At 50.2% G+C, this 17,225-nt stretch carries 16 protein-coding genes; 11 read left to right on the top strand and 5 right to left on the bottom strand.

From position 1 onward, the window contains the following. Positions 1–91: 91 nt before the first annotated feature. Positions 92–1,960, bottom strand: a complete 1,869-nt coding sequence (locus tag J3999_RS02740) for a pyruvate kinase (RefSeq protein ID WP_208126432.1) — start codon at positions 1,958–1,960, stop codon at positions 92–94. 380 nt (positions 1,961–2,340) lie between these two features. Here J3999_RS02740 and J3999_RS02745 point away from each other — a divergent pair, with 380 nt between their 5' ends. The 7 genes from J3999_RS02745 to J3999_RS02775 all read left to right on the top strand — a co-directional run bounded on the left by J3999_RS02745 (position 2,341) and on the right by J3999_RS02775 (position 10,075). Further along, positions 2,341–2,739, top strand: a complete 399-nt coding sequence (locus J3999_RS02745) for an SCP2 sterol-binding domain-containing protein (RefSeq protein WP_208126433.1) — start codon at positions 2,341–2,343, stop codon at positions 2,737–2,739. A 142-nt stretch (positions 2,740–2,881) separates the two neighbouring features. Then, on the top strand, positions 2,882–4,072 hold the full coding sequence (purT, locus tag J3999_RS02750; protein WP_208126434.1) for a formate-dependent phosphoribosylglycinamide formyltransferase: 1,191 nt from the start codon (positions 2,882–2,884) through the stop codon (positions 4,070–4,072). Between the two features lie 239 nt (positions 4,073–4,311). Continuing rightward, entirely contained in the window at positions 4,312–4,731 is a 420-nt protein-coding gene (locus tag J3999_RS02755; protein WP_208126435.1) for a flagellar protein FliS, read from the top strand. A gap of 267 nt (positions 4,732–4,998) precedes the next feature. Further along, positions 4,999–5,829 (top strand): RNA polymerase sigma factor RpoH, encoded by an 831-nt coding sequence (gene rpoH / locus J3999_RS02760; protein WP_208126500.1) that lies wholly within the window; start codon positions 4,999–5,001, stop codon positions 5,827–5,829. A 104-nt stretch (positions 5,830–5,933) separates the two neighbouring features. Further along, positions 5,934–6,647 carry a YoaK family protein gene (locus J3999_RS02765; protein WP_208126436.1) on the top strand — a complete coding sequence of 238 codons (714 nt, stop codon included), beginning with the start codon at positions 5,934–5,936 and terminating at the stop codon, positions 6,645–6,647. A 36-nt stretch (positions 6,648–6,683) separates the two neighbouring features. After that, on the top strand, positions 6,684–8,879 hold the full coding sequence (ovoA, locus tag J3999_RS02770) for a 5-histidylcysteine sulfoxide synthase (protein WP_243755247.1): 2,196 nt from the start codon (positions 6,684–6,686) through the stop codon (positions 8,877–8,879). Then, positions 8,864–10,075, top strand: a complete 1,212-nt coding sequence (locus tag J3999_RS02775; protein WP_208126437.1) for a MalY/PatB family protein — start codon at positions 8,864–8,866, stop codon at positions 10,073–10,075. Before ovoA ends, J3999_RS02775 begins: the two co-directional genes overlap by 16 nt. A gap of 61 nt (positions 10,076–10,136) precedes the next feature. Here the strand turns inward: J3999_RS02775 and J3999_RS02780 are convergent, their stop codons facing one another. From J3999_RS02780 to aroK, 4 genes are all read right to left on the bottom strand, one after another. Continuing rightward, positions 10,137–10,646, bottom strand: coding sequence for a hypothetical protein (locus tag J3999_RS02780; protein WP_371811846.1), 510 nt, complete (start codon positions 10,644–10,646; stop codon positions 10,137–10,139). An 11-nt stretch (positions 10,647–10,657) separates the two neighbouring features. Further along, the gene (locus tag J3999_RS02785; protein ID WP_208126438.1) at positions 10,658–11,566 is read right to left on the bottom strand and encodes a D-hexose-6-phosphate mutarotase; all 909 of its coding nucleotides are present in this window, start codon (positions 11,564–11,566) and stop codon (positions 10,658–10,660) included. Positions 11,567–11,660: 94 nt separating this feature from the next. Next, positions 11,661–12,746, bottom strand: a complete 1,086-nt coding sequence (gene aroB / locus J3999_RS02790) for a 3-dehydroquinate synthase (protein ID WP_243755248.1) — start codon at positions 12,744–12,746, stop codon at positions 11,661–11,663. A 42-nt stretch (positions 12,747–12,788) separates the two neighbouring features. Then, positions 12,789–13,313 (bottom strand): shikimate kinase AroK, encoded by a 525-nt coding sequence (gene aroK / locus J3999_RS11855; protein WP_256438066.1) that lies wholly within the window; start codon positions 13,311–13,313, stop codon positions 12,789–12,791. 245 nt (positions 13,314–13,558) lie between these two features. Between aroK and gmk the strand changes: the two genes are divergently transcribed. The 4 genes from gmk (at position 13,559) to J3999_RS02810 (ending at position 17,180) form a co-directional block, all read left to right on the top strand. Continuing rightward, positions 13,559–14,173: a guanylate kinase gene (gene gmk / locus J3999_RS02795; RefSeq protein WP_208126439.1), complete on the top strand. Its 615-nt coding sequence runs from the start codon at positions 13,559–13,561 to the stop codon at positions 14,171–14,173. Between the two features lie 219 nt (positions 14,174–14,392). Next, entirely contained in the window at positions 14,393–14,617 is a 225-nt protein-coding gene (gene rpoZ / locus J3999_RS02800) for a DNA-directed RNA polymerase subunit omega (RefSeq protein WP_173286760.1), read from the top strand. A gap of 22 nt (positions 14,618–14,639) precedes the next feature. Beyond that, a complete protein-coding gene (locus tag J3999_RS02805; protein WP_208126440.1) occupies positions 14,640–16,769 on the top strand; it encodes a bifunctional (p)ppGpp synthetase/guanosine-3',5'-bis(diphosphate) 3'-pyrophosphohydrolase in 2,130 nt (709 codons plus the stop codon). Positions 16,770–16,793: 24 nt separating this feature from the next. Then, positions 16,794–17,180: a RidA family protein gene (locus tag J3999_RS02810; RefSeq protein ID WP_173286764.1), complete on the top strand. Its 387-nt coding sequence runs from the start codon at positions 16,794–16,796 to the stop codon at positions 17,178–17,180. Positions 17,181–17,225: the final 45 nt, after the last annotated feature.

Here is a 17,225-nt window from a genome sequence, read left to right on the forward strand (position 1 = left end):
AATCTTAATCAGGAACAATCTTTATTTGAAAAGAGATAAAACCACCAGTCTCGGCCAGCAAAGGTATTCAAAAAACATCCTAAAAAGGGCTCTATAGCTCTTCCCATTTTAAAGGCTTCAATAGACTGACTTTTTTATGTGTGCGGTTCTGCATATTACTCAAAATATCGCTCAAAACCCGAACCGCGTCGGTAATATAGGGCCCCTTATTGAGCATGACACATTCGGATCGGACACTGACGGCCGCATCAGTCAACTCAGGGCGCGAAGTAACGCCTTTCTTAGCCAGCGTTTCTAAAACTTGAGTCGCCCAGATCACCGGTACATGGGCCGCTTCGCACAGAGCAAGTATCTCCTCTTGCATTTCCGCCATACGCACCGAGCCCAGTTCCACAGCCAGATCACCGCGGGCAATCATAATACCCAGAGAATGACGCCCAAGCGTCTGCAATAGAATTTCCGGCAAGTTATGCAGTCCTTTCGCCGTTTCGATCTTGGCCAGAATCGGAACCTGCTGCCGTCCTCTTTGTACCAACTCATCGATTAACTCATCAATATCCTGCTGAGTCTGAACAAAGGAAAGACCTATCAAGTCGGCATTTTCGGCAATCCAATCCAGATTCTGACGGTCATCTTCGCTTAAACCGCTTATCCCAAGTTCCGTTTGAGGAAAGTTAATTCCCTTATCCTCCTTGAGTTTAACTCCCCCTTGCCCGGCTTCTGTCACCTGAAGGATAACCCCTTCTCCAGTTTTAGCAGCAACCCGCGTTCCGACCTTACCGTCATCAATCCAGACCGGATCACCAACCAACAAATTATCCAAAGGCTGCGCAACCTGACTGCTGATCCTAGCCATCTGCCGCCACTGCCCGTTAAACTTGACCTGCTCCCAGTCGCCCGGCTCATCTCCTTTAGTCAGATAGATGTAATCTCCACAGAAAACCCTTAGCTGAACCTGGGTTCCGGTTAAATGAGACAGCGTAAACGACTCCAGCAATTTGTAACGCTTGTGTTTACTCTTTCTTTTCCACTGCACTTGGGTGTCCGGCTGAATATAAGTCGGTTTAAAGCAAATGGCCTTCCATAAAAAAGGACCGTGTCCTTCTACCAGTACAATTTCGCGACTTTTCCCCCGACTATCATGAAAAACCAGCTTATCGCCGGATTTGAAATGCGTCAGCAAACGATCAGGAACCGGCAGCGGCTGGTATTCTTTTAATTCGGGAGAAGTCTGTTGAAGAAGACGGGATTCACCATGCAACAAGACCTTACCCGGTTCAGTTGTTACCCCGAAAAGGTTTCGCTTGACCTTGATGTGCAATGCACTCGGCTCGTAAGCCAAAGGTCCGGTGCGCAGTTTGGGGCCCGTCAAGTCGACCATAATCTTGCACGGCTTATGTAATGCCTTGCTTAAGCGACGAACCTGATCCGTCATCGCCTGCCAGATTTCGATATCATCGTGCGCGGTATTAATGCGCGCGATATTCATCCCTTTATTGAGCAACTCCCTGACCAGATCATCGCTCCAAGCCGCCTCGCTGGGCAGTGTCACCATAATACTGGCTTCGCGTTCCCGGGGAGTTGGCCCGAACAGATTTATGCTGCGCTCCTTAAGAATCTTGGAACTGTCAACATCAATCATACAGACCGAATCTTCCCGACAGATCGTTTCAGCTTCGATATTCAAAGCCAGACGCAATAAAGTAAGCATTGAATCCAGCGTGTACATCACGCCGGGCTCGACCCGACTCAAAGAAGCCAAGCCAGCTTTAATCAATCTTGGTTGAAATTCGCTCAGATCATGGGCGCGGAGATGCAGATAATCAAGGATATTCAAACGGCTCAAGCGCACCTGGGTATCTTCGACATCGGGCAGCAATGCACACCGTTGCTCGGTTTTTTGCGCGACAACCTTTTTTAAAGCCAGCAGTTCGTCATAAAGCGTCTTCAAGTCGTGCATCACCTTCCCCTTTTCTGAATCCGACCCGTTTCATCTTAGTGGTGCCTTATGAACCTTAAATGAAACTTTCTTCAACCCTGACATACACTCTAAACCCGTTCCTACCTCTCACTGCAGAAAACATCAAACGACCTTGTGGCACCCTGCGAAAGCGCCCTGCCACCATGCAAAAAAAGAAAAAGGGAAAACGCAAAACGGCATGAAATTGACAAAATTTTTACATATTAAGATATAAAAATATTACCGATAGATAAACAATTCCTATTATTCATCTGCGATTCCAGCCAGTAATATGTGCAGGCTTTTTTAGAGACCCTGCGTTATCCCGGCCCTGAAAATGTGCCGAGGATCAGAATCAAATAATACAAAGAGGTTAGAAAATGGCAGAACTATTCTCGGAAGAATGGATGAACCAACTCAAAGATGCCTGGAATAACGACCCTGAGATAAAGGACAAACTCGCCGAAATCAAATTTAACTCCGTCATTACCTGCGGTTTCACATCAGAAGAACAACCAACCAGCGTCTTCGTCGTGAAAAACGGCGAATGCATTCATGCCGGCAACTGGAAAAACGAAGAGTCCGATTGGGACATGCGCGCTGATCTCAGCAGCTGGAAAAAATGGATGAAAAAACCGCTTGGCCTGAGCGCCATGGGCATGGCCGTCGCGACCGGAAAATTGAAATTCAATAAAGGCGACTACGACAATATGATTAAAAATCCTTCCATGGCCGGCCCCTTTATCAGAAGTTTCTCTCTGATGTCGCAGATTGCTTGAGCGACGGTCGAAACCGAACCCGAAACGCAAGGCAGGCAAACATTCCTGCCTTTTTCTTTTCCCGCCCCATTCTTTGCATCCTCTTTTATAATAGCGACAAAACTGCCACCTCACGGCACCCCGTTTTACTCAAGGAGTCATTATGTCAACGATTGGAACCCCTTTTTCAGCAACCGCCGTTCGTGCCCTGCTTTGCGGCTCGGGCGAACTGGGTAAAGAAGTCGCCATTGAACTGCAACGTCTCGGCGTCGAAGTGATCGCGGTAGACCGCTATGCCAATGCTCCGGCAATGCAGGTTGCCGACCGCAGCCATGTAATCGACATGCTTGACGGAAACGCTTTAAGAGCCCTGATTGAGCAAGAAAAACCGGATATGGTTATTCCGGAAATCGAAGCGATTGCGACCGATACCCTTGCAGAGATGGAAAAGGAAGATCTGCGCGTCATTCCGAACGCCCGTGCCACCCAACTGACAATGAACCGGGAAGGCATTCGCCGACTGGCCGCAGAAGAGCTTGGTTTAAGCACCTCCCCTTACGAGTTTGCCGACCAGCTTGAAGACTTCACCGCTGCGGTTGAACGCATCGGCATGCCATGCGTCGTTAAACCGATTATGAGTTCTTCTGGTAAAGGCCAAAGCGTTATCCGTACCGCCGATGACATTCAAAAATCCTGGGACTATGCACAAGAAGGTGGCCGTGCCGGCAAAGGTCGCGTGATTGTCGAAGGTTTTGTCGATTTCGACTACGAAATCACACTATTGACCATCCGCCATAAAGACGGTATCAGCTTCTGCGAACCGATCGGGCACTATCAGGAAGACGGCGATTACCGTCAATCCTGGCAACCGCACCCAATGTCTCCAATTGCATTGGAAAAATCGCAGGAGATCGCTTCAAAGGTAACAAATGCGCTGTGTGGCGATACCGGTCGAGGAATATTTGGAGTAGAACTGTTTGTCAAAGGCGACAACGTCTATTTTAGCGAAGTCTCGCCGCGCCCGCATGATACCGGTCTGGTAACTTTGATCTCTCAGGACCTTTCCGAATTTGCCCTGCACGTTCGCGCCATTCTGAACCTGCCGATTCCGAATATTCAGCAGCACGGCCCGAGCGCCTCTTCGGTAATCCTGCCTACCGGTACTTCGACGCAGACGGCTTTCGGCAACTTGGATCAGGCGCTGTCCGAAGCCGATACCCAGATTCGCCTGTTCGGTAAACCGGAAATCGCCGGACGACGTCGCATGGGCGTAGCACTGGCGCGTGACACCGACATCGACAAAGCGATTGAAAAGGCAAAACGCGTCGCCAACGCGGTCGAAGTCAGCTTCTAACCCTCCTCATTGCCGCTTGGAAAACGTCTTCTTTCACAAGCGGCAAGATTTGCCAAAACACTGACGCCCCCTCATTCATCAACTCTTAAAAACAGACACCAACACCCCTGAAAACCCCTTCTACAAAGGCTTTTAAAACAGTGGCACACCTTATGCTTATCTGCAGATAACGCGAAAACTTGAATCCTTTTTTCAAGTTTCTGCCACATAAAAACGCTAAACACACAGGGGAATGAGTTATGACTGCCAATGATATGTCATTAGAGACGCAAAACTCGCTATTAAACGATTATCCGCGCAATCCGGAGCAGGAAAAACAGCTTGCGATGAATCCAGAGTACGCCATTCTGCTTCTATTGCAGGGCGCGATTGATAAAGGCAACTTAGCTCTGGCTTGCCACCAAAGCCGTTCCATGACGGAAAAAGGCTTCCATATCGGTCGCATGACGAGCATTGTCGATGCGCTTCGCGAGCGACTGGATTTCAACTTCAAGATCGCCTACGATCTGGAAACACTCTACTTCTATATTGATAAATGCCTGCAGGAGTCGGTATTCGAACAAGGTACAGAAAACCTTGAAGCGGCCTTGCAGATGCTTGAAGAGATCAAAACCGCCTGGCAGATCTCGATGGAAAGCGCCGAAGAAATGACCGCCTGATCATATTATCTTTAGCGGTAACTCCCCGATCCGGCAGCGCCAAAAAACGCGTTGCCGGCAATCTTAAAAACCTTCTAAGTTAATGTTTTAAAACGATTTGTTAAAAATATTAACAAATCATTAAATAACATTGGCACTCTCTTGCAAAGACTGCTAAATATCAGTATATTGTTTGCCATAAAACTGATTATTTGGAGTCCATTAGGTATGTCAGAGAGCTTCTCATTAGCACAAGCTAAAGTCTCTAAAAAACTTCCCGCCGCGCAAATGTCGGCACTTGATTTAGCCCCAGGACAGAATCTGGAGGCTTATTTGCGCACGATTCAAAGTATTCATCAGTTAAATGCAGACGAAGAGCATAAATTGGCTGAACGTCTGTACTATAAACAAGATTTGGAAGCTGCGCGCCAACTGATTCTTTCTTCTCTGCGTTATGTCGTTCCGGTTGCCCGATCGTACAAAGGTTACGGCTTGCCTCTGGGCGATATTATTCAGGAAGGCAATATCGGCCTGATGAAAGCGGTTAAACGTTTCAATCCGGAAGAAGGCGTTCGTCTGATGACGTTTGCCGTGCACTGGATTCGTGCCGAAATCAACGAATATGTCATCCGTAACTGGCGCATCGTGAAGACGGCCACCACGAAAGCGCAGCGTAAACTGTTCTTTAAACTGCGAAGCAGCAAGAAATCTTTGGAATGGTTCGGCGATAAAGATGCCGATCGCGTTGCCGAAGAGTTAGGCGTTACCCGCAAAGACGTCCTGGAAATGGAAAGTCGTCTTTACGGAAAAGACGTCTCGGTCGATATGCCGGACGACGACGATAACCAGAACACGACTTTTCCGGTTCTGATCAGCCAGGAAGCCGATCCGGCTCAGGCTTTAGAGCAGGAAGACCAGGCGGCCTATGAGATGCAGCGCATGCAGAAAGCGCTTGCAACGCTGGATGACCGTAGCCGCGACATTCTGCAAAAACGCTGGTTGAGCGAGAAAAAGATCGGTCTGAAAGAGCTTTCGCAAGAGTACGGAGTCTCCATGGAGCGTATCCGCCAGGTCGAAAAACAGGCATTGAATAAACTGAAAAACCAGCTTGTAGCGTAAATACCTGCCTTAACGCTACAATAATCGAAGGCCGTAAGATGTCAGCATTCTTGCGGCCTTTTTCGTTTCCCTGAATTTTATACGAGCTTGCACGACGAACCACTATGCCCTATCCAGTCCGGGAGAATATTGATACCGAAAGCGCCGACGAACTGAAGTTCTCGGTACGTAAACTGATGCTGATCGGCATGATCATGGCATCCATGGCCGGCTATATCAACAGCGCCATGCTGATGGAATTCGGTATACCGGTCAGCCAGATGACCGGTGTTACTTCGCGTCTCAGTGAGGCGATGAGCCATATGAATCTTGAGGCGCTGGTAATTCCTCTGTCAATCCTGATCGGCTTTCTGATCGGTGCAATTCTCTCCGGATTGATTATCGGGCGGGCGCAATACAAAACCAGCGCCAACTACGGGCATGCGCTATTGTTGAACGGCGGTCTACTCGGCTCGGCAACTCTTTTCAGCTTCTATCACTCGGAAACCTCGCTGTTTTTCAGCGCCGTCGCCTGCGGTCTGCAGAATGCTTTGGTCGCCAGCTACCGCGGCCAACAACTACGAACCACCCATATGACCGGAACCGTCACCGATATCGGGGTACACATTGCCTTGAAACTCAAAACACGCCAGTCCTGGCCGTGGCAAGCGAACCTCCTGCTGGTTCTGCTCGTCAGCTTCCTTGTCGGCGGAATTCTCGGCATCTTCGCCTTCCAGAGCATTCCTTACTGGTCGATGATCCTGCCCTGTATCGTTAATATCCTTCTGGGCACGCTCTATCTGACAAACTACTATCGACAAGAATCCTTAAATGGTTAAGATGATAGGACAATGCTTTTAACTCAGGAGTAAGTAATGCAACACCCGGCAACCTCTAGCATGCAGACCGACAGACCATCTATCGCGCAGACAGAGAACCCCTGGGGGTTGAGCAGGAAAGACCTGATCAGTCAGACACCACTCCTGAATCAAGGCGCAATCGAAGAGAAACGCGCCGAAATCAAGCGCTACTTTAATCTTACCTATGACAGCTACGAAGCGCTGTTTACGACCTTGAGGGCCGACGAAGCCTACTACCTTCGCCCGTGCTCGCTGCGCCATCCGCTGATCTTCTATTTCGGGCACACGGCGACTTTTTTCACCAATAAACTGGTTTTGGCCAAACTGCTGCCGCAGCGCATCAATCCGAAAATCGAATCCATGTGTGCTATCGGCGTCGACGAAATGTCATGGGACGATCTGAATGACGCACATTACGACTGGCCGAGCGTACAAGAGGTGCGCGACTATCGCGACCAGGTCCGCGATGCGGTCAATCAGCTGATTGACGAGGTGGAGTTCACTCTGCCGATCGACTGGCAGAGTCCGCTTTGGCCGGTGATGATGGGCATAGAACATGAACGCATCCATCTGGAAACCTCCTCGGTTCTGATCCGCCAACTGCCGATCGAAGAGGTGCAGTCCAGCCCGCTTTTCCCGATCTGCCCGGACAGAGGCGAGGCGCCAACGAATGAATTGCTCAGCGTTCCAGCCGGCGAGATCAGAATTGATCATCAGGATCCGGCACCCTATTACGGCTGGGACAACGAATACGGCCAGCATCAAGCCGAGGTCAGCGAATTCAAAGCCGCAAAATACCTGGTCAGCAACGCCGAATATCTGGCGTTCGTTGAAGCGCAAGGCTATCAAAACGCCGACTACTGGGATGAGGAAGGCAACCGTTGGAGGGAATTCACCCCCGACAAACATCCGACCTTCTGGGTTCAAAAAACCGATGGCTGGTATCTGCGCTGTATGACCGAAGAGATTCCAATGCCGTGGAACTGGCCGGTAGAAGTCAACTTCCTCGAAGCAAGCGCCTTTTGCCGCTGGAAAGCGGCGCAGACCGGCAAACCGATCCGCCTGCCGAGCGAAGATGAATGGTTGCGCCTGTGCGAGCATTCGGAAGCAATGCAACACAGCGAACAGGCCAACTGGAATCTGCAGCAGTTCGCGTCTTCCACGCCAGTCGACCAATTCGCCAGCAACGGATTTTACGATGTCATCGGCAATGTCTGGCAGTGGACGGTAACACCGATCCATCCCTACGACGGCTTTAAGGTTCATCCGCTGTACGACGATTTCACCACGCCGACCTACGACAACAAACACAACCTTTTCAAAGGCGGCAGCTGGATCTCCACCGGCAATGAAATCAACGGTCATTCGCGTTACGCTTTCCGCCGTCACTTTTTCCAGCACGCCGGTTTCCGTTATATCGAATCCGATGCCGAAGTACAGACCGAATTTTCAACCTACGAAACCGACAGTCTTGTGGCCCAGTACATGGAGTTCCACTATGGCGACGAATACTTCAAGGTGCCGAACTTCGCCAAAGCCTATGCGCAATACGCCATAGATGCAATCAGCGTCGACAAGGACTTTGCCGGGCGCAGCGACTTGCGCGTTTTGGAAGTGGGCTGTTCGGTCGGGCGCGGTGCCTTTGAAATGGCCACACACTTTAACAAAGTGACCGCTCTGGATTTCTCGGCGCGCTTTATCCGCATCGCCAACCAGCTGCAAACCACCGGTTCGGTACGTTATACCATTCCGCAGGAAGGCGAGATCATGGATTTTAAGGAAAAGACGCTTGCTGAACTGGGACTGCACAACACCGCCGGAAAATGCGAATTCCTGCAGCAGGATGCCAGCAATATGAAGCCGATCTTCACCGGCTATGACATGGTTGTAGCGGTGAATCTTCTGGATCGCCTGTATGAGCCGAAGAAATTCCTTCTGGATATCGGCCACCGACTGAATCATGGCGGCCTGCTGTTGCTGGCGTCTCCCTACAGCTGGGATACCGCACATACCCAGAAAGAACACTGGCTCGGCGGCTATAAAGACGCGCAAAGCGGCGAGAACGTCACGACGCTGGAAACATTACAACAACTGCTGGCGGAAGAATTCGAAATGCTTCGCGAACCGGAAGACATGCCATTTGTCATTCGCGAAACACAACGCAAATTCCAGCATACGCTGTCACAAATTACCCTATGGAAAAAACGCTGAAACACATCGACTCAAACCGGTTTGGCTTTGATCAGGCGATCAGCCGCGAAAACACGCATGCCGAAAAATACGATCTGCGGAACAAGCTGTTCGGCACGGATGACGTCCTGCCGATGTGGGTCGCCGACATGGATCTTCCGACCCCGCCTTTTGTTGTCGAGGCCCTGCAAAAACGCCTGAAACACCCGATTCTCGGTTATCCGCATACGCCCGACAGCGTTTATCAGGCGATTATCGACTGGCAGGCGCAGTATGGACTGGAGGTCAAAAAGAGCGAAATCGTGTTTACGCATAATGTCGCCAATGGTTTTATGATGGCTGTCGGCGCCTATACCGCTCCAGACGACGCGGTTATGCTGATGCCGCCGGTTTATCCACCTTTTTTCGATGCCATCAGCCGCCATAAATGCCGAACGGTCGAAGCCCCGCTTGTGTTGCAAGATAATCGCTATTCAATTGATTTCGCCGCGCTGGAAGCGAAAATCGCACAGTTTCACGTGAAACTGCTGCTTTTCTGCCACCCACAGAACCCTTCCGGGCGGGTATGGACAAAACAAGAGCTGACACGGTTGGCCGATATCTGCGTCAAACATCATGTGATTATCATCTCGGACGAGATTCATGCCGATCTCACCTTTGCGCCGAACCAGCATATTCCTCTCGCTTCACTGGAACACCCGATACGCGAACAGACGATTACCCTTTCCTCTCCGGGCAAGACTTTTAACCTCGGCGGGCTGCAAACCGGCTATGCGCTGATCGCGAACAGCAAACTCAAACGAACCTATCTGGAGTATGCCAAAGCGAACGCCATTTACGACCTTAATCTGTTCGGACAGGTTGCATTGGAGGCCGCCTACAGCGAGCAGGGTAAACAGTGGCGCGACCGGTTGCTGCAGCACTTTGCCGAAAATATCGCGCAACTGGAGACCTTTTTCAAAACCCATCAGCCCAAAATCAAGGTAATGGAGCCCGAGGCCTCGTTTCTGGTCTGGCTCGACTTCCGGGAAGTCTTCGACGACCATCAGACATTAAAGAAATGGTTGATTGAGGATGCCAAACTCGGGTTCAATGACGGCGAAAGTTTTGCCGGAGCCAGTCAAATCGGAACCGGGTTTATGCGCATGAATATCGCCGTTTCAAAAGAAACTCTGCATCAGGCCCTTACACAACTGCTCAGTGCTCTGCCGGATTAACTCTCGCGGATTAACTCTTCCGGTTGCTCGACACCCTTTGACAAAGAGAAGAAATAGAGGATTACTCCCAAGCGTCCAGCCGCAGAAGATTGCATTCTGAATTGTGATCCTGGAGACTTAGCAGCCAGATCTGTTCGAAAGGATGATGGTCGATCTGTTGAATAAGATGAGCATGTTCGGCAAAAGCTTCGGTCTGCCAGTGCGGATTGAGATTACGAATGACCAGCCAGACTTTTTTCGAGTCATAGCGCTTCTGGGACTTTTTCAGTAAGACCTCGTTCAATGCTTCCAACAGACGGTGCGCCGGTGGCGTTTTTTGCAAATGCCGCAAAGCGGTACGGGTTTCGTCGGACAACTCCCGTCCGAGAATATGTTTCGCTTCCTCTTCGCTGCCGTAAAGATGCGCGATTTCCAAATCCAGACGCTCGCCATTCAGATAGCAGCTGACGTCGGGTTTACACGGGGTATTATGCCAGATATGCCGCATCGGAACGCCGAACTGCTTTTCATAGCGGCGCATGAACAGCTTGGCGGCCTCATGTTCCAAATGTAATTTTTCGTGATCGCTCACTCTACCCGCCTTCAGGGTTTGCAAATGGCAATTTGCATTTTGTGCTTGCTTTCCGCTGGTACAGTAACGAAATTATTCCAGACATTGCCGTTTTCAATGCAAACAAACTGTGTCCAGTGACGGTTTTCGATATCGCTGAAACCTTTCACCGTCTCCGGACCGGGGTTCCAGACGATGCATGAGCGCGCCTGCGAGCTGTCGATCTGCAATACGGGCTCTCCTTTTACACTGGCCTGCAAAGACGGCCCCGCATTCAAATAGACATTATCAATCGGACTTTGTACAACGAGCGGTGTTCCAACCAGATTCTGACGGTTTTGCTGCAAAGTTTCGATCTGTGTGGCACCCTGCAACCCATCCAACTGTAAAGTGCCGTCTGGCGGCAACCGGAAATAGGTATGCAACGCTTCCGTCAACTGCAGATCGAATGCATTCAGATTATGGGTTGTCAAAGACAGGCTCAACGTCTCGCCGACCACAACCTGCAATTGCAAAGCGAATGCATAGGGCCAGATTGCCAGAGTCTCCTTGCTTGAAGACAGCGAAAACAAAACCGAGGTCACTCCGCTGGGTAACTTTTCGACATTTTCCAAATGCCAGGACATCTTGCGCACAAACCCGTGTGCCGGAGGCTGCGCACCTTCCTCCAAAGGTGCGTTGAATTCGCTCTGATAACCGCTGAACCAAGGCCAGCAGACCGGAATACCGCCGCGTATCGCCGCCTTACCGTCATAAACCGCCTGTTCACTGACCCAGAGCAGGTCTTCCTCCAAATCGCCGTTTTTATCTTTCGGACAATAACTCAACACCGTCGCACCGTGAGCGGTCATGATCGCTTTTGCATAATCGTTCTCCACCTCGATAAGACTTAAGGCATCGTGCATGGAAAAGGTCACTCCGGGAATATGGGAAAACGGCATTTCAACTCCTTGCTTGGAAAATTGCTTCAATAAAAAAAGCGGCAAATTAACACTAATTTACCGCTTTGCTTTGTCAGGTCAATGACGACGTCGATTAAGAACGAAACTCATCCAAAGTCTGTTCCAGCAACTCGCGCGGATAGTCACCTGTGACATAAGCCTGTCCGATGGCTTTTAACAGGACCAGACGGATGGTTCCGGCCTGAACCTTTTTATCCCCGGCCATCAGATCAAGGAACTTCTGTTTGCTCATCTCTTCGACGGACGGCGGCATAATCGGCAGATTGGCGCGATCGAGAATTTTCGCAATGCGCTTTTCGTCTTCCGAAGTCAGATCGCCCATCAGCATCGACATATAGACCGCCTGCATGGTTCCGGCACTGACCGCCTCGCCGTGCAACCAAACGCCATAGCCCATACCCGCTTCAATCGCATGTCCGAAGGTATGCCCAAGATTAAACAGAGCGCGCAAGCCTGCTTCCTTTTCATCCTTGGCAACAATATCCGCTTTGTTCTGACAGGAGCGCTCAATCGCCTCGGAAAGCGCCTGAGGATCGCGTGCCAGCAGTTTTTCGAGGTTTTCTTCCAACCACTCAAAGAACGGCAGATCCACAATCAGGCCGTACTTGATCACTTCCGCCAGACCGGCTGAAAGCTGGCGATCTTCCAGTGTATTCAGAGTGTCGGTATCGATAATGACACATTCCGGTTGATGGAAAGCGCCAATCATATTTTTACCTAATGGGTGATTGACACCGGTCTTTCCGCCAACCGAAGAGTCCACCTGCGCCAAAAGCGTCGTCGGAATCTGGATAAAGTTGACGCCGCGCTGATAGGCTGCGGCAGCAAAGCCGGTCATATCGCCGATAACACCGCCGCCTAAAGCGACCAGAGTGCATTTACGGTCGAAACGGTTACCGATCAAGGCATCAAACACTTTGTTCAGTTCTTCCAGCGTTTTGTATTGCTCGCCATCTTGCAGCACTACCGAATGCGTATCAAAATCGGCAAACGCCTTTTCACACTGTTGCAGATACAAAGGTGCAACGGTCTCGTTGGTGACAATCAGAACCTGAGTTCCTTGCACATACGGTTTAACCAACTCGGCACTGCCCAGCATTCCCTGACCAATAAAAATCGGGTAACTGCGTTCCCCCAAATCAACGGTTAATGTTTTCATTCTTTAAAAACCTTAAAGTCTCTTAAAAGACACAAACTTTAATTAAACGACGCCTTCCTGCTGCAAACGGTCATAAATCTTCTTTACAACTCGATGCACCGGAACCTGCTGGGTTTCCACCACCATATCGGCCATTTCCAGATACCACGGTTCGCGACGCTGCATCAGCTCAGTGAGAACCTGCTCCGGATTTTCGGTCTGCAGCAAAGGCCGGCTGCGATCATGTCGGGTTCGCTGAATAAGCGAATCAACCGACGATTTCAGGTAAACGACAAACCCCCGGCTACGTAAATGTTGACGATTCGCTTCACGCTCGACCACACCGCCACCTGTCGCGAGAATCACGTCTTTTCGCTGCGACAGCTCATCAATGACCAACTCTTCGCGATCCCTGAAACCGGACTCGCCCTCGATGTCGAAAATCATCGGAATGGTCGCACCGGTTCGAGCTTCGATTTCATGATCGCTATCGACAAAATCATAGTGCAGCTTTTCGGCCAGCAACTTTCCGACAGTGGACTTTCCGGCCCCCATGGGGCCAACTAAAAAAATACTTTCTCTATGCATAGCCGCATTGTAATGGATTTATGCCGGAAGCACTATTCTATCCCGGCGCTTTTACGCAACTTAGCGGAATATTTTGTCCATGCAGCTAGACGCCCTCTTAAGCAAGATTCACTCATTCGGATGTCATCTCTGGTAAACTTATGCGACATTTCCTGACCGCGGCCTTTTTTGGAGCCGTTGCCGAGCAATCCGCCTAGGTTCGGTGAGAGGTCAGATTCTTAATATTTGCTTTGGAGTATTGAATTATGAGCGGCTCTCTCTACATTGTCTCAGCCCCGTCCGGTGCCGGTAAAACGTCGTTAGTCAGTAAACTCATTGAACAAGATACCCATATTATGGTTTCCGTATCCAGCACGACTCGTCCGAAGCGCGACGGCGAAGAGGATGGCGTCAACTATCATTTTCTGGAAACCGAAACCTTTCTGGAAAAAATCGAACACGGTGATTTTCTGGAACATGCCGAAGTCTTCGGCAACTTCTACGGCACCTCAAAAAGTTCGGTAGAAGCACAACTCAACGCCGGTAAAGACGTCATTCTGGAAATCGACTGGCAAGGTGCGCAGCAGGTTCGCAAGCTGATGCCGGAAGCAACCTCCATTTTCATTCTGCCGCCTTCACTGGATGAATTGCAGCGCCGCCTGAACAACCGCGGCACCGACAGTGCAGAAGTGATCGAAAAGCGCATGAACGAAGCGGTCAGCGAAATGTCGCACTACGACGAATACGACTACATCGTCATCAATTACAATTTTGAAAAGGCGCTTGAAGAACTACACAGTATTTTCAAAGCCGGGCGCCTGCGCCATGAAGTGCAATCAAAAGCGCATAAAAACATGATTGCCGGCCTGCTCGGCGAATAACCCGCTCTGCCGTCCGTAAAAGCATCAAATTCGGACGGCAAGACGCAACAATCCAGCCTCTCTTTCCGATCTGCCGTTTGCCGGAAACGGATCATTATCGATTTTTCCGACAAAACCTGACAAAAAACCCAAAAATCCGTAACTTACAGCATTTATTTTTAATCGCTGATTTGATACATTAACTCTTTACTCAAAAATATTTATGGGATCAAAGAAACAATGGCACGCGTCACAGTCGAAGATTGTTTAACACAAGTAGAAAACCGTTTTGAATTAGTCATTCTGAGCGCTAAGCGCGCACGTCAATTGTCTTACGGCGCAGAAGCGACCCTTGAATGGGATAACGATAAACCGACCGTAATGGCACTTCGTGAATTGGCAGAGAACACCATCGACGGCAAGGTGGTTATGGAAGATCCTGACACTCCTCCATTTTTTAGCTAATCGCTAAGGAGAACCCGCCAGTATGCCAACCCCCACTTCAATTGACGGATTAATTGAAAAGGCTTCATCCTATCTAAACGAAGAACAAGTTGAACGAATCAGACAGGCATTTGAGTTCGGCGCCTTGGCTCACCAGGGACAGAAACGCAAAGCCGGTGGGGATTACATCTGGCATCCGGTGGCCGTCGCCGAGATTCTTGCCGAATACAAACTCGATCATGAAAGCATCATTGCCGCCATCCTGCATGATGTGGTCGAAGACACACCTTTTGACAAAAACGACATTATCGAACGTTTCGGCGAAAGCGTTGCCGACATGGTGGAAGGTGTCACCAAACTAGCCAAAGTTAAATATAAAAGCGCCCAGGAAGCACACGCCGAAAGCTTCCAGAAAATGATGCTCGCCATGTCACGCGACATCCGTGTCATTCTGATCAAACTGGCCGACCGTCTGCACAATATGCGCACCATGGGTGCCATGCGCCGCGATAAACAGTATCGCATTGCCGATGAAACACTCGAAATTTATGCACCGATCGCAGCCCGTCTCGGTATTCACGCCATCCGCATCGAACTCGAAGACCTGTGCTTTAAAGCCAAGCATCCGTACCGTTACGAAGTTCTAAAACATCGCCTACAACAGGTTCGCGGCGGCCGCAACGAAGCCTTGAAACACATTGCAGACAACTTCCAGCACCGCCTGAATCAGGACGGCATACCGGCGACCGTCATCGGTCGTGAAAAGCACCTGTACAGCCTGTACAGTAAGATGCGCAACCACAAGTTTTCGGAAATTCTCGATATCTTCGCTTTTCGGGTGATCGTCGATACTATCGATAACTGCTACCGAGCGCTCGGTTCCGTGCATTCTCTGTACAAACCGCTACCGCTGCGCTTTAAAGACTATATCGCAGTACCGAAGAAAAACGGTTATCAGTCGCTGCACACCACCGTAATGGGCCCGTACAACAACGCCCACCTGGAAGTGCAGATCCGTACCGAGCAGATGCATGAAGTCTCCGAGCACGGGATCGCGGCCCACTGGCAGTACAAACAGAAAGGCGACGACGAGAACGAGATCTCCCAGGTCGATACACTGGCTCAGGAATGGGTTAAAAACCTGCTGGAAATTCAGCAAAGCACCGGTAACTCGCTCGACTTCTTGGAAAACGTTAAAATCGACCTCTTCCCGGAAGTCATCTATGTCTTTACGCCTAAAGGCGATATTATCGACCTGCCACGTGGCGCAACCGCTCTCGACTTCGCTTATGCCCTGCATACCGATCTGGGGCACGCCACCAAAGGTTGCCGTGTCGATAAGAAAGCCTGCCCGTTGAGAACCGTACTGGAAAGCGGACAGAGCATCGAAATCATCAAAGGTAAAGAACCGGCTCCTCAGGCAAGCTGGCTGCAGTTTGTGACCACCGCCAAGGCGCGCACGCAAATCCGCCACTATATGCGCAACCTGAAAGCGAGCGATGCCATCGACCTCGGCGAACGCCTGCTGAATACTGCTTTACTGGCCAACCACCTTAGCCTGGGCAGTCTATCCGACGAAACCAAACAGACCGTTCTGGAAGAGTTGAACGTTGAATCTTGGCAGGATCTTCTTGGCGAAATCGGCAGCGGCAACCGTATGCCGGCACTGGTTGCCAAACAGATTCAGGAATTTGCCGGCGAACCACTTACTGAGGAACAGAAGCAGGCGGCCAACACCACCCTGCCGATTACCGGTACCGAAGGGATGGTTATCCACTATGCGCACTGCTGCCACCCGATTCCGGGCGACTCGATTCTCGGCTTTATCAGTAAGGAAAAAGGGCTGGTCATTCACCGCGAATGCTGTACCAATGTCAAACATCTGAAAAGTCAGGTCGATAAATGCATTGAACTGCGCTGGGCCGATAATGTCGAAGGGACTTTCCTGGCAGAACTGCAACTTGAAGTAGACAATGTCCGCGGAAGTCTGGGAACGATCGCCAGTACCATCGCTTCAACCAATACCGACATTGATCGCGTACATTCGGATGACAAAGATGAGAGCTACAGTCTGATGAACTTTGTCATCAAAGTTCGCGACCGCGTCCATCTCGCCCAGGTTATGCGCGTATTGAAACGCCTGTCGATTGTGCAGAAAATTCAACGAAATTAATCCCCACTTTTAAGGAACAGAACTATGCGCCAAGTTATCAGTACTGAAAATGCGCCTCAGGCGATTGGAACTTACTCTCAGGCGGTACGCTTCGGCAACACCGTCTATCTATCGGGTCAGATCGGACTAATTCCGGCTACGATGGAACTGGCCGAAGGCGAAATCAGCGAACGTATTCACCAGGTATTCAAAAACCTAAGCGCAGTCTGTGAAGCCGCCGGCGGAAGTTTGCAGGATATTGTTAAATTAAACATTTTCCTGACAGATATGAGTCACTTCGCAACCGTTAATGAAATTATGGCGCAATATTTCAAAGAGCCTTACCCGGCACGCGCCGCGGTCGCGGTTAAAGAACTTCCAAAAAACACCGACGTTGAAATGGACGGTGTTATGGCTCTGTCGAGTTACTAAGCCATTTTCTTCTATCCGGGCTTGTGCCCCTAAGCCCGGAACCCC

It is taken from the genome of Thiomicrorhabdus sp. 6S3-12 (assembly GCF_017571475.1).
Lineage (GTDB): Bacteria > Pseudomonadota > Gammaproteobacteria > Thiomicrospirales > Thiomicrospiraceae > Thiomicrorhabdus.